The organism is Actinoplanes campanulatus, from assembly GCF_014647795.1.
Taxonomy (GTDB): Bacteria; Actinomycetota; Actinomycetes; order Mycobacteriales; family Micromonosporaceae; genus Actinoplanes; species Actinoplanes campanulatus.
Genome location: NZ_BMPW01000012.1, coordinates 168062 through 180988, shown reverse-complemented (window position 1 = coordinate 180988; position 12927 = coordinate 168062). Strand labels below are relative to the sequence as shown.

The 12927-nt window shown below is 71.7% G+C and carries 11 protein-coding genes; 8 read left to right on the top strand and 3 right to left on the bottom strand.

The features are described from left to right. Nucleotides 1–52: 52 nt before the first annotated feature. Nucleotides 53–2296: a transketolase C-terminal domain-containing protein gene (locus IEZ13_RS23830; RefSeq protein WP_183226120.1), complete on the bottom strand. Its 2244-nt coding sequence runs from the start codon at nucleotides 2294–2296 to the stop codon at nucleotides 53–55. Nucleotides 2297–2482: 186 nt separating this feature from the next. Between IEZ13_RS23830 and IEZ13_RS23825 the strand changes: the two genes are divergently transcribed. The 4 genes from IEZ13_RS23825 to IEZ13_RS23810 all read left to right on the top strand — a co-directional run bounded on the left by IEZ13_RS23825 (nucleotide 2483) and on the right by IEZ13_RS23810 (nucleotide 8241). Beyond that, a complete protein-coding gene (locus IEZ13_RS23825; RefSeq protein ID WP_183226121.1) occupies nucleotides 2483–2887 on the top strand; it encodes a secondary thiamine-phosphate synthase enzyme YjbQ in 405 nt (134 codons plus the stop codon). A 169-nt stretch (nucleotides 2888–3056) separates the two neighbouring features. Then, nucleotides 3057–5795 (top strand): pyruvate dehydrogenase (acetyl-transferring), homodimeric type, encoded by a 2739-nt coding sequence (gene aceE / locus IEZ13_RS23820; RefSeq protein WP_183226122.1) that lies wholly within the window; start codon nucleotides 3057–3059, stop codon nucleotides 5793–5795. A gap of 77 nt (nucleotides 5796–5872) precedes the next feature. Continuing rightward, nucleotides 5873–7282 (top strand): glutamate--tRNA ligase, encoded by a 1410-nt coding sequence (gene gltX / locus IEZ13_RS23815; protein ID WP_183226123.1) that lies wholly within the window; start codon nucleotides 5873–5875, stop codon nucleotides 7280–7282. A gap of 296 nt (nucleotides 7283–7578) precedes the next feature. After that, complete coding sequence (locus tag IEZ13_RS23810; RefSeq protein WP_183226124.1) at nucleotides 7579–8241, top strand: hypothetical protein; 663 nt, start codon at nucleotides 7579–7581, stop codon at nucleotides 8239–8241. On the opposite strand, the gene IEZ13_RS23805 is transcribed toward IEZ13_RS23810, so the two are convergent. Together IEZ13_RS23805 and IEZ13_RS23800 are read right to left on the bottom strand one after the other, a co-directional pair. Beyond that, nucleotides 8222–8818, bottom strand: a complete 597-nt coding sequence (locus IEZ13_RS23805; RefSeq protein ID WP_183226125.1) for a TetR/AcrR family transcriptional regulator — start codon at nucleotides 8816–8818, stop codon at nucleotides 8222–8224. The genes IEZ13_RS23810 and IEZ13_RS23805 overlap by 20 nt on opposite strands. A gap of 68 nt (nucleotides 8819–8886) precedes the next feature. Beyond that, a complete protein-coding gene (locus tag IEZ13_RS23800) occupies nucleotides 8887–9111 on the bottom strand; it encodes a hypothetical protein (protein ID WP_183226126.1) in 225 nt (74 codons plus the stop codon). 326 nt (nucleotides 9112–9437) lie between these two features. Between IEZ13_RS23800 and IEZ13_RS23795 the strand changes: the two genes are divergently transcribed. From IEZ13_RS23795 to IEZ13_RS23780, 4 genes are all read left to right on the top strand, one after another. Further along, nucleotides 9438–10592, top strand: coding sequence for a PucR family transcriptional regulator (locus tag IEZ13_RS23795; RefSeq protein WP_183226158.1), 1155 nt, complete (start codon nucleotides 9438–9440; stop codon nucleotides 10590–10592). Nucleotides 10593–10751: 159 nt separating this feature from the next. Beyond that, complete coding sequence (locus IEZ13_RS23790) at nucleotides 10752–11681, top strand: ACP S-malonyltransferase (protein WP_183226127.1); 930 nt, start codon at nucleotides 10752–10754, stop codon at nucleotides 11679–11681. Further along, nucleotides 11678–12628 (top strand): beta-ketoacyl-ACP synthase III, encoded by a 951-nt coding sequence (locus IEZ13_RS23785; RefSeq protein WP_183226128.1) that lies wholly within the window; start codon nucleotides 11678–11680, stop codon nucleotides 12626–12628. Before IEZ13_RS23790 ends, IEZ13_RS23785 begins: the two co-directional genes overlap by 4 nt. A gap of 56 nt (nucleotides 12629–12684) precedes the next feature. Then, on the top strand, nucleotides 12685–12927 hold the full coding sequence (locus tag IEZ13_RS23780; RefSeq protein WP_183226129.1) for an acyl carrier protein: 243 nt from the start codon (nucleotides 12685–12687) through the stop codon (nucleotides 12925–12927).

Genomic DNA, 12927 nt, shown 5'->3' with positions numbered 1-12927 from the left:
GTCCACACATTCCGGGGCCGGTACGCAAGTGGCGCACCGAGTGTGTGGCAATTTACCGTGCCAGCAGGGCGTGGGCACCCTGTGTGATGGCATCCTCTCCCACCAAGACCTGCTGGGCGGCGGGACCCAGCGGAACCGGCACGTCGGCGGCCGCCACCCGCCGCACGGAACCGACAAATGCCCCATCCACCAGGGCCGCCAGCACTCCCTCGCCGACCCCTCCGGAGCGCCGTGTCTCGTCGACGATGAGCACCCGCCCGGTGGCCGCGGCCTCACGCAGCAGATCGGCCGTGGGCAGCGGGTTCAGCCACCGGAGGTCGACCACCCGGGAGCCGTATCCGTCGGCGGCCAGCTGGGCGGCGACCCGCAGCGACATCCGGACGCCGTTGCCGTACGTCACGATGGTCAGGTCCTGTGCGGTGCCCAGCCCGTAGATCCGCGCGCGACCGATCGGCACGTGCTCCTCGGCCCATCCGCCGGGGGCCGGATAGGGCGCCAGCCACTCGTTGTCGCCTTGTTGATAGAGGTCCCTCGTCTGGTAGAGGGCGGCCGGCTCGAGGAAGACGCAGACGCTGCCGTCGACCTCCGCCGCGGCGATGCAGGAGCGCAGCATCGGCGCCGCGTCGGCGGCCCGCGCGGGCGCCGCGACCACGAGGCCGGGGATCTCCCGGAGCGCGGCGAGCGCGTTGTCGTTGTCCAGGTGACCCCCGATCCCGTACGGCTGGGCGAGCCCGGGCACGCGCAGCACCAGCGGGTTGCGGTAGGCGCCGGCCGACAGGTAGGCCATGGTGGCCGCCTCGGCCCGCAGCTGCTCCATGGCGCTGTGCAGGGCGGCCAGGCAGTCGAGCTCGGGCACCGGCAGTTGCCCGGCGAGCCCGGCGCCGAGGGCCAGCCCGAGGATCGTGGTGGCGTCCGGCGGGCTGTCGAAGACCCGGTCGGCGGCGTACTCGGACAGCCCGGTGGTGACGCCGTGCCGTCCGCCGCGGGTGACCGTGGGGCCGAAGACCAGCGTGCCGGGGCCGGCCAGCAGCGCGTCGGTGAGGGTGGCGCCGATGGTCTGTGCCAGGGTCATCGGCCCGGTGTCCTCGGGGAGGCGGCCGCCGAAGGCCCGCAGGCGGGTGGGCGCCCCGGCGCCGAGGGCGTGCCCGGCCGCCTCGGCGACGGCGTGCGCGACCCGCAGCGGACGGCGCGGCGCGAGCGAGGCGACGATCTCCCCCATCGAGGCGAGTTTCGGTTCGCCGAGCACCTCCTCGGCGGCCTTGCGGACCTGCCAGCCGACCTCGTCGTACCGGGTGATCACCTCGTCCGGGCCGAGCAGGCCGGCCTCGACGAGCAGCCGGGCGGTGCCGATCAGCGGGTCGCGGTCCAGGCTGTCGCCGGGATCGGGGTCGCCGGGCAGGCCGAGCAGGTGCAGGGTGGCCAGGTGCAGCACGGCGGGGCGGCGCTCGCGGCGGACGAACTCGGCCGCCTCGGCCGCCGCGTCGTACGCTGCCGCCAGGTCGCATCCGTCGGCGAACGAGTACCGCAGGCCTGGTCGGCCGCGCAGCACGCCGGCCACCCAGCCGTCCGGGCCGGCCCCGCCGGGGGCGTCGTCCTCGCAGATCAGCAGCAGCGGCGCCGGCTGCCCGGCGTGGCCGAGCCGGCCGGCCGTGTCGAGGGCGGCCGACGCGCCGGGGCGGGCCGTCGCGCCGTCGCCGAAGGAGGCCACCACGATGGCGTCCGCCGGCCACGGGGCGGCGCCTCCGGGCCGGGTGAGGGCGTGCGCCAGGCCGGCCGCCCGGGGCAGGTGGCCGCCGCCGGCCGAGAGTGCCGGGACGAGGTGCAGCGCCGGGTTGCCGAAGATCTTGTCGCGGCCGCCGGTGATCGGGTCGCGGACCGAGGCGACCACACCCCGCAGGATGTCGCGGGCGGCTTCCTCGAGCCGCCGGGACGCGTCCGGGGCGCCTCCCCCGGCGGTGCTCGCCGCCCGTACGCAATAGAAGGCCGATGATCGATGGTGCAGGAGGGCCGGATCGTCGGCGCGCAGCGCCGCGGCGACCGCGGCGTTGCCCTCGTGGCCGGCCGACCCGCCGGTGTGGAAGCCCTCGTTGAAGCTGCGCAGCCAGCGCGCGGCGAGGTCGAGGTGGCGGCTGGTGAGCTGGGCGTCGAAGAGGTCCCGGGCACGGGCGCCGGTCAGGGTGCTGCCGTCGCGGACCGGATCGCCGGGGGCACGCCCGGACTCCGGTGGCCGAAGGGCCGAGACCGCATCGCGGAACCGCTCGTCGAGGCTTTGCGGAGTGGTCACGGAGTTCAGCATTCCCGACCCGCGCCAGCCGTGCCACTGCGAGAAAGTTCGATCTACGCACACATGGCGTCACCCGATGGTGTACTCAGTGACATGATCTTGTCGGCCGCCACCCTGGCCGTCGCCCGGTGCGTGGGCTGGCTGCTCTGCACGGCTGCGGTGTTCCTGGTGCTCGATCTCTACGCATAGGGTCGGCGGATGCGCACTGAAGTGATCACCGTCCGGACCGGCCGCTCCCCCAGCGTCACGGACATCACCCGGGAGGCGGCCCGGTTCGTCCAGTCCGAGAAGGACGGTCTGCTGCACGTCTTCGTCCCGCACGCGACCGCCGGGGTGGCGATCATCGAGACCGGGGCCGGCTCGGACGACGACCTGCTGACCGCGATCGGCGAGCTGCTGCCCACCGACGACAGGTGGCAGCACCGGCACGGCTCGCCGGGGCACGGCCGCGACCACGTCCTTCCGGCGTGGATCGCCCCGTACGCCACCCTGCCGGTGATCGACGGCCAGATCGCGCTCGGCACGTGGCAGTCGATCTGCCTGGTCGACCCGAACGGCGACAATCCGTCCCGTCAGGTGCGTTTCTCGTTCGTCAAGGGCTGACGTCCCCGCCGGGTCACAAAGTTACTGGTCAGTACGTGTGTCGAGCATCGCTGAGACGGCCGGTAGGCGTGACGAGTCACACCGTGAGGGGGCAGGATGGAGACCTATTCCGAGCGATTCGCCACCTTGGGTCGCACGGATCCCGTCACTCACACCTAGAGGATTGCCTGTGGCCACGGAGCGCAAGCGCCCGGTGATCAGCGATGGCCTGCCGAGCCAGCTTCCCGACATCGACCCTGAAGAGACCAACGAATGGGTCGAGTCGCTCAACGGAGTCATCGACGAACGGGGCGCCAAGAGAGCCCGTTATGTGATGTTGCGCCTTCTCGAGAAGGCCCGGGAGCGACAGGTCGGCGTTCCGCCACTGACGTCCACCGACTACATCAACACCATCCCGCCGGAGCGTGAGCCCTGGTTCCCCGGCGACGAGTTCGTCGAGCGGCGGATCCGGGCCTACATCCGGTGGAACGCGGCGATGCTGGTGCACCGGGCGCAGCGCCCGGAGATCGGCGTCGGCGGTCACATCTCGACGTACGCGTCGAGCGCCAGCCTCTACGAGGTCGGCATGAACCACTTCTTCCGGGGCAAGGACCACCCGGGCGGTGGCGACCACATCTTCTACCAGGGCCACGCCTCCCCGGGTATGTATGCACGGGCCTACCTCGAGGGCCGGCTCACCACCCACCAGCTCGACGGTTTCCGGCAGGAGCTGTCGCACCCGGGTGGCGGCCTCCCGTCGTACCCGCATCCGCGTCTCATGCCGAACTTCTGGGAGTTCCCGACGGTCAGCATGGGTCTCGGCCCGCTGAACGCGATCTACCAGGCGCGGTACAACCGCTACCTGCACAACCGCGGCATCAAGGACACCAGCCAGCAGCGCGTCTGGGCGTTCCTCGGCGACGGCGAGATGGACGAGGTCGAGTCGCTGGGCGCGATCGGCCTGGCCGCCCGCGAGGAGCTGGACAACCTCACCTTCGTGGTCAACTGCAACCTCCAGCGCCTCGACGGCCCGGTGCGCGGCAACGGCAAGGTCATCCAGGAGCTGGAGGCCTTCTTCCGCGGCGCCGGGTGGAATGTGATCAAGGTGGTCTGGGGCCGCGAGTGGGACGGCCTGCTCGCCGGCGACACCGACGGCGCCCTGGTCAACCTGATGAACGTGACGCCCGACGGCGACTACCAGACCTACAAGGGCGAGTCCGGGGCGTATGTGCGCGAGCACTTCTTCGGCCGTGACCCGCGGACCCGCAAGCTCGTCGAGGGCATGACCGACGACGAGATCTGGAACCTGAAGCGCGGCGGGCACGACTACCGCAAGCTGTACGCGGCGTACAAGGCGGCCACCGAGCACACCGGCCAGCCGACCGTGATCCTGGCCAAGACGGTCAAGGGCTGGACGCTCGGGTCGCACTTCGAGGCCCGCAACGCCACGCACCAGATGAAGAAGCTGACCCTGGAGGACCTGAAGGGCTTCCGGGACCGCCTCTACCTCGACATCAGCGACAAGCAGCTCGAGGAGAACCCGTACCTCCCGCCGTACTACCACCCCGGCGAGAAGTCCGACGAGTTCCAGTACATGGTCGAGCGCCGTCGTGAGCTGGGCGGGTCGATCCCGACCCGGCGGACCAAGGCGAAGTCGCTGGCGATCCCGGACTCGAAGGCGTTCAGCGGCCTCAAGGGCGGCAGCGGCAAGCAGAAGGTCGCCACCACGATGGCGTTCGTCCGCCTGCTCAAGGACCTCATGAAGGACAAGGAGTTCGGGGCCCGCTGGGTGCCGATCATCCCGGACGAGGCCCGGACCTTCGGCATGGACTCGCTCTTCCCGACCAAGAAGATCTACTCGCCGCACGGCCAGACGTACACCTCCGTGGACCGGGAGCTGTTCCTGTCCTACAAGGAGGCCACGAACGGCCAGATCCTGCACGAGGGCATCAACGAGGCGGGTTCCACGGCGAGCTTCATCGCGGCCGGCACGTCGTACGCGACGCACGACGAGCCGATGATCCCGCTGTACATCTTCTATTCGATGTTCGGGTTCCAGCGCACCGCCGACGAGCTGTGGGCGGCCGCCGACCAGATGACCCGCGGCTTCCTGCTCGGCGCCACCGCCGGCCGGACCACGCTCAACGGTGAGGGCCTCCAGCACGAGGACGGTCACTCGCTGCTGATCGCGGCGACCAACCCGGCCGTGGTGTCCTACGACCCGGCCTTCGGGTTCGAGATCGCGCACATCATGGAAAACGGCCTGCACCGGATGTATGGCGAGAAGCAGGAGAACATCTTCTACTACCTCACCATCTACAACGAGCCGGCGATCCAGCCCGCCGAGCCGGCCGGTCTCGACACCGAGGGCCTGCTCAAGGGCATCTACCGGTTCAGCGAGAGCTCGCTCAAGGAGGGCCCGAAGGCGCAGCTGCTCGCCTCCGGCACCGGCATGCGGTGGGCGCTCAAGGCTCAGGAGCTGCTCGCCCAGGACTGGGGGGTGAGCGCCGACGTCTGGTCGGTCACCTCCTGGACCGAGCTGCGCCGCGACGCCATCGAGGCCGAGGAGCACAACCTGCTGCACCCGGGCGACACCCCGCGCAAGCCGTACATCCAGCAGAAGCTGGAGGCGACCGAGGGTCCGTCGGTGGCGGTCAGCGACTGGATGCGGGCGGTGCCCGACCTGATCGCCCGCTGGGTGCCGAACGGCTACACCTCGCTGGGCACCGACGGGTTCGGCATGAGCGACACCCGGCACGCCCTGCGCCGCCACTTCCACGTGGACGGCGAGTCGGTCACCGTGGCGACGCTGCGCGAGCTGGCGCTGCGTGGCCTGGTGCCGGCGCACGTTCCGGCCGAGGCGGCCAAGAAGTACGCGATCGACGACGTCAACGCGGCTCCGGTCGGCGAGACCGGCGGCGACTCCTAAGAGGGCCGGGCCCGCGTTCGGTTCCGAGCGCGGGCCCTTCCCCGTAACTCACTCGTCCACGTCGGTAGTCTGGGGCGGTGACTGTTCGCGTACGCTTCGCTCCCTCTCCGACCGGCATGTTCCACGTGGGCGGCGCCCGCACCGCGCTGCAGAACTGGATCTACGCCCAGCAGCACGGCGGTGTCTTCGTGCTCCGGATCGAGGACACCGACGCAGCCCGTAACCGGCCCGAGTGGACCGAGGGCATCATCTCGGCGCTCGACTGGATCGGCATCGAACGCGGGGCGTACGAGGGTCCCCACTTCCAGTCGTCCTACGCGGCCGATCACACCGCCGCCGCCACCCGGCTGTATGGCGAGGGCCGGGCGTACTACTGCGACTGCACCCGCGACGACGTGGTGGCCCGCTCGGGCAACAAGCACACCGGCTACGACGGCTTCTGCCGGGACCGGGCACTCGGCCCGGGTGAGGGTCGCGCGCTGCGTTTCCGGACCCCCGACGAGGGCGAGACGGTGGTCGAGGACCTGGTCCGCGGCAAGCCCACCTTCGAGAACCGGCTGATCGAGGACTTCGTCATCGCCCGCAGCGACGGCTCGGCGGTCTTCCTGCTGGCCAACGTGGTCGACGACATGAGCCTGGGCATCACCCACGTGTTCCGCGCCGAGGAGCACCTGCCCAACACGCCGAAGCAGCAGCTGCTGTGGGAGGCGCTGGGCGCCACGCCGCCGGTCTGGGGCCACGTCCCGGTGATCGTCAACGAGAAGCGGCAGAAGCTGTCCAAGCGCCGCGACAAGGTCGCTCTCGAGCAGTACCGGGACGAGGGCTACCTGGCCGCCGCCATGCGTAACTACCTGATGCTGCTCGGCTGGGCGCCCACCGGTGACCGGGAGATCGTCCCGTGGTCGGTGATCGAGGAGGAGTTCCGGATCGAGGACGTCAACCACGCCCCGGCCTTCTACGACGTCAAGAAGCTGCGCGCCTTCAACGGGGAGTACATCCGGGCGCTGACCGTGAGCGAGTTCACCCAGGTGTGCGCGCCGTGGCTGACCGGCACCGACACGATCCCGGCCCCGCCGTGGTCGCCGGCCGCCTTCGACGCGAACGTGTTCGCCACGATCGCCCCGCTCGCCCAGACCCGGATCGGGGTGCTCTCCGAGATCGTCGACAACGTCGACTTCCTCTTCCTCGACGAGCCGGTGCACGACGAGGCGTCCTGGGCGAAGGCGATGAAGGACGGCGCCGACGACATCCTGGACGGCACGGCGGCCGCCTTCGCCGCCCTGACCGACTGGTCGGCCGAGGCCCTCAAGACCACGCTCGAGCAGGTCGGTGAGGCGCGAGGTCTCAAATTGGGCAAGACTCAGGCACCGGTACGGGTGGCGGTGACCGGCCGCACGGTCGGCCTGCCGCTGTTCGAGTCGATCGAGCTGCTCGGCCGCGAGCGGACGCTGGCTCGCATCTCCGCAGCTCGCGCGCGCCTGAGCTGACGTCTACCGCATTCGGCGACCGGCTGCCACAGCTGGTCGCCGAAATCGGTGATGCTCTCCGTCACGAGGGTGACCACCACCCCCGCCGTTTGCGTGGGGTGGGTACTATTCGGCCGCTGATCAACGGCCGTTCCGTCTCCGCGGCCATCCCCCACATGGCTCCAATTCACCCTGCCTCGAGATGCGGCCGGGCCGGTGTCCGGGAAGGCTGGAGGCCTGGGCCGTGCGCGGCTCCACCGCCGGGCACGAGCAGCAGGTTGAGTGGGGCCATGTCCATCCACGGGCGGGGAGGTCGGATGGTGCGGGGGACGACGATCAGGAGGCTGGCGTCAGCGGCGACGGCGCTTGCCGTGGCGCTCGCGCTGGCGGTCGGGGCGGCGCCGGGGGCGGTGTGGGCCGCGCCGAAGACGCCACCGAAGCCGACGGCGCTGCAGCTCATCGGCACGGACATCCCGGAGCCGATCCTGGTCCGGGAGGACGAGCGGCCGCAGCTCTTCGAGATGCTGGTCAGCGAGGTCGGCTGGCTCGCCACGGCCACGGCGTCGACGTCGGCGCCGAAGGCGGCGAAGCTGGGGCCGAAATACACGGTGACCCTGCTGGTCAAGGACGCGCCGAACCAGATCTACCACCTGTACCCGCTGGCCGCCGGCGGCCCGCGGGCGCACCGGCCGGCGAAGCAGCCGTCCGGGAAGAAGACCGAGGGCTGGTTCTACGGCCGGATGTCCATGCCGGAGGCGCTGCGGCTCGGCGGCGCCCCGCTGGAGGCCAAACCGGACGTGGTGCACGGCGGCATCGGCGGGGGCGTCGGGGAGGACCTCCGGGCCGAGGCGAACCCGGTCGAGGAGATGTCCGAGGCGTTCGCCGAGATGCGCCGGCTGTTCCTGCTCAACGGCGCGGTCCTGGTGGTCATCCTGACCGGTCTGGCGGGCATGGCGTTCCTCATTCGCCGCCGCGTGTGATCGCGCTCTCCTGAGCGGTAGCGGGCGCTGCCGAGTTCTCCACCAGGCGGACCAGGTCCTCCAGGTCGGCGTCGAACTCGGCGGCGCCCTCCAGCATTTCCGGGGTCGATCCGGGCAGCCCGCCGGTCACCTCGCCGGTCGTGTAGCCGAGCAGGAAGGCGCAGATCATCCGGGCGATCCGGGGCACGTCCGGCGCGGGCACCCCGGCGTCGCTCAGGACGCCCTGGAGCGCTCCGGTGAGCCAGGCCGCCGACGGGCCGGCCGCGGAGCGGTTCAGCAGCAGCGGGAAGGCGCTGGGATGGGCCCGGGCCAGCGAGCGGACCGCCCGGCCCAGCGCGCACAGCCGCTGCCGCCAGCCGATGCTCGCGAGGTCGTCGCCGAATGCCGCGCCCAGTTCCAGGTGCAGCAGATCCACCAGTCCGTCGAGGAGGGCGTCCTTCCCTCCGACGTACGGGTAGAGCGCCATCGAGGTGAGCCCGACCCGTTCGGCCACCGCCCGCATCGACATGGCGGCCAGCCCGCGCTCGTCGACCAGCGCGAGGGCCTGGTCGAGGATCTGCCGTCTCTTGTCGTCCACCGTTTCCACCTGACCAGGCCGGGCCGCTCAGGACGGGGAAACGCGCCCGCCACTCACCCGTACGAGACTCAGCACCAGCGGCCGGGTGGGCGCCCTCGTCCGGCGGCCCGGCGGCGTGGGCGGACCGCGCCGTGCAGGTGGGCCCCGGCCCAGCCGCGCAGTTCGGTGCGGCATCCGACCCGTCCGGTGCCCGGGTCGCTGATCTGCTCCTCGTCGGCCGGCGACACTGCCGGCAGGTCGTCGAGGGCGGGATCCCTGTCGGTGTACGCGAACGCGTCGTCCCGTTCCATCATCTCGCCTCCTCGATCACATACCCACGGCACCGGGCTGCTCCCGGCACCGCTTCCTCATCGGCACCGTGACGCCCGGCGTTAACCCCCGGTCCGAAGCGCACTAGTCCGACACCTTGCCAGGTCACCGACCGAAACTGCGGGAGAGGCGCACCGCTACGCCGGTCAAATGTCATAAAAACCCCTAAGATGCATGCCGTCTCCGCTTCGGTCACCTGTCATCCGGATGCCGGACACCCGGAGACCCGTGGCACGCTGTGCCAGTGGCAGAAACTGAGACCGGCGCCACTCCCGCGCCTTCCGGGCGACCGGAGACGCCGGGGAATCCGCTGCTCCCCGGCACTCTGCGCCGGATCGAACGGCACGCGGGCGCACTCGCCAGCGCCGCCGTGGCCCGCATGGATGAGACGCTGCCGTGGTTCCGGGCGCTCCCGGCCGACCAGCGCTCCTGGGTGATGCTCGTCGCACAGGCCGGCGTCCGGTCGCTCGTCGAGTGGCTGCGCTCCGGCGGCACGGTCGCCGCCAGCACCGAGATCTCCGACGAGGTGTTCGCCGCCGCTCCCCGGGCGCTGGCCCGGGTGATCACGCTGACCCACACCGTCCAGCTGATCAAGGTGACGGTCGACGTGGCCGAGGCCGAGGTGCCCGGATTCGCCGAGCCGGCCGAGCACGAGGCCCTGATCCAGGCGATCCTGCGTTTCTCCCGGGAGATCGCGTTCTCCGCGGCCCGGGTCTACGCGCGGGCCGCCGAGTCCCGGGGCGCCTGGGACGCCCGGCTCCAGGCCCTGCTGGTGGACGCCCTGCTGCGCGGCGACTCGTCGGACGTGCTGGCCAGCCGGGCCGCCGCGCTCGGCTGGGCGGACGCTCCGCCGGTGGCCGTGGTGGTGGGCCGCTCCCCCGGCGGCGACGTCACCGCGGTGCTGCACGCCGTCTACCGGGCCGCCCGCCGCGCCCGGCTCGAGGTGATCGCCGGCGTGCACGGCGACCGTCTGGTGGTCGTGGTCGGTGGCGCCACCGACCCGGTGGCGGCCGCGTCCGCGCTCGGCGGCGGGTTCGGCGAGGGCCCGGTGGTGGTCGGCCCGGCCGTGCCGTCCCTGGACCAGGCCACCGAGTCGGCGCGCGCCGCGCTGGCCGGTTTCCGGGCCGCGCCGGCCTGGCCCGGGGCGCCGTCCCCGGTGGCCGCCGACGACCTGCTGCCGGAGCGCGCCCTCTCCGGGGACATGGACGCCCGGCGCAAGCTGCGCCACGACGTCTTCGGGGCGCTGACCCGGGCCGGCAGCGGCCTGCTGGAGACCCTGGACGCGTTCTTCGCCTCCGGCGGGGTGCTGGAGAGCGCGGCCCGCGAGCTCTACGTCCACCCGAACACCGTCCGCTACCGTCTGCGCCGGGTCGCCGAGGTCACCGCCCTCTCCCCACTGGACGGCCGGGACGCCTTCGCCCTGCGGATGGCCCTCACGGTGGGACGCCTCGACCCCGGGACGTGAGCCGGATCTCGCACCATCAGACACGATGGCGGTAGTCACGAATGGGGTGAAAGTTACCCAAGTAGACCCCTGTTTTGTAGGAAACCTACAACGCTGGTCGTAGGGTTTGGTCGTGCCCGGCTACCGCGCAAAGGCCTCCGATCCGGAAGAGTCGAAGACGTGCTCGCCGTACTCTCGCCAGGCCAGGGCTCGCAGAAGCCCGGCTTCCTGACTCCCTGGCTCGACCTCCCGGACGCGGAGTCCCGTCTCCGTGGCTGGTCCGCGCTCGCCGGCGTCGACCTGGTCCATCTCGGCACCGAGGCCGGGGCCGACGAGATCAAGGACACCGCACGGACGCAGCCGCTGCTGGTCGCCGCCGCCCTGCTGGCCGGTGAGCACCTGCCACTGGCCGGCGTCCGGCTGGTCGCCGGCCACAGCGTCGGCGAGCTGGGCGCGGCCGCCCTGGCCGGCGTGCTGTCGCCGGAGGACGCGATCACCCTGGCCGGGATCCGCGGCCGGGAGATGGCCGCCGCCTGCGCCCTCGAGCCGACCGGGATGAGCGCGGTCCTCGGCGGCGACCCCGAGGAGGTGGTCGCCGCGATCGAGAAGCACGGCCTGCACCCGGCCAACCGCAACGGCGCCGGCCAGATCGTCGCCGCCGGCGCGCTGCCCGCGCTCGCCGATTTCGCCGCCGAGCCGCCGGCCCGGGCCCGGGTCATCGCGCTACCCGTAGCGGGCGCGTTCCACACCCCCTACATGGCTTCCGCCGAGGCCGTTCTGGCCACCGCCGCGGGTAAGGTTGTCGCGCATCATCCGGTCCGGACCCTGCTGTCGAACTCCGACGGCACGGCGGTGACGGACGGCGCGGAGATCATCCAGCGTCTGGTCCGCCAGGTCACCGCCCCGGTCCGCTGGGACTTGTGCATGCGCACCCTCAAGGAGCTCGGCGTCACGGGCATCATCGAGCTGCCCCCCGCCGGCACCCTCGCGGGCCTGGTCAAGCGCGAACTCAAGGGCGACGGAGCCCCGGAGATCGTCACCCTCAACACCCCGGACGACCTGCCCGCCGCTCTCGACCTGATCGCCCGCCACGAAGGAGAAACACGATGACCGCGGGTTCCCGCATCGTCGCGATGGGGCACTACCAGCCCTCGCGCGTGGTCACCAACGACGACCTGGCCCGCACGCTGGACACCAACGACGCGTGGATCCGGGACCGGGTCGGCATCGCCGAGCGCCGGATCGCCGGCACCGAGTCGGTCGCCGACATGGCCACCTGGGCGGCGGAGAAGGCGCTCGCCGCCTCCGGGCTCACCGCGGCCGACATCGACATGGTCGTCGTCGCCACCTGCTCCGCGGTCGACCGCTGCCCGAACGTGGCGACCAGGGTCGCGGCCCGGCTCGGCATCGCCGCCCCGGCCGCCTTCGACCTGAACACCGCCTGCTCCGGCTTCTCGTACGCGCTGGGCACCGCGGACCACGCGATCCGTGCCGGCGCGACCCGCAACGCCCTGGTCATCGGCGCCGAGAAGCTCTCCGACGTGGTCGACTGGTCGGACCGCACCACCGCCGTCCTGTTCGCCGACGCGGCGGGCGCGGCCGTGGTCAGCGCCGTCCCGGACGGCGAGGAGTCCGCGATCGGCCCGGTGCTGTGGGGTTCCGCCCCGGACAAGGGCGACGCCCTGACCATCGCGGGCTGGCAGCCCTACATCAAGCAGGAGGGCCAGACGGTCTTCCGCTGGGCCACCACCGCCCTCGCGCCGTTCGCGCTGGAGGTCTGCAAGCGGGCCGGCATCGAGCCGTCCGAGCTGGCCGCCTTCGTCCCGCACCAGGCCAACACCCGGATCATCGACGGCATCGTCAAGCGGCTCGGCCTGGGCCCGGACGTGATCGTCGCCAAGGACCTCGTCGAGTCGGGCAACACGTCCGCGGCGAGCGTCCCGCTGGCCCTGTCCAAGCTGATCGAGCGGCGGGAGGTGCCCTCCGGGGCGCCGGTGCTGCTGTTCGGCTTCGGCGGTGGCCTCACCTACGCCGGCCAGGTCATCCGCTGCCCCTGAGAAGCAGCGCGACCAGCCGCCGACAATTCCGCACCATCGAGAGGAAAGAATCCGAAATGGCAACTCGCACAGAGATCACCTCCGGCCTCGCCGAGATCCTCGAGGAGGTCGCCGGGGTGAACCCGGACGACGTCGCCGAGGAGAAGTCCTTCACCGACGACCTGGACGTCGACTCGCTGTCCATGGTCGAGGTCGTGGTGGCCGCCGAGGAGAAGTTCGGCGTCAAGATCCCCGACAACGAGGTGCAGAACCTCAAGACCGTCGGCGACGCCGTCAGCTACATCGAGGCGAACCACTGA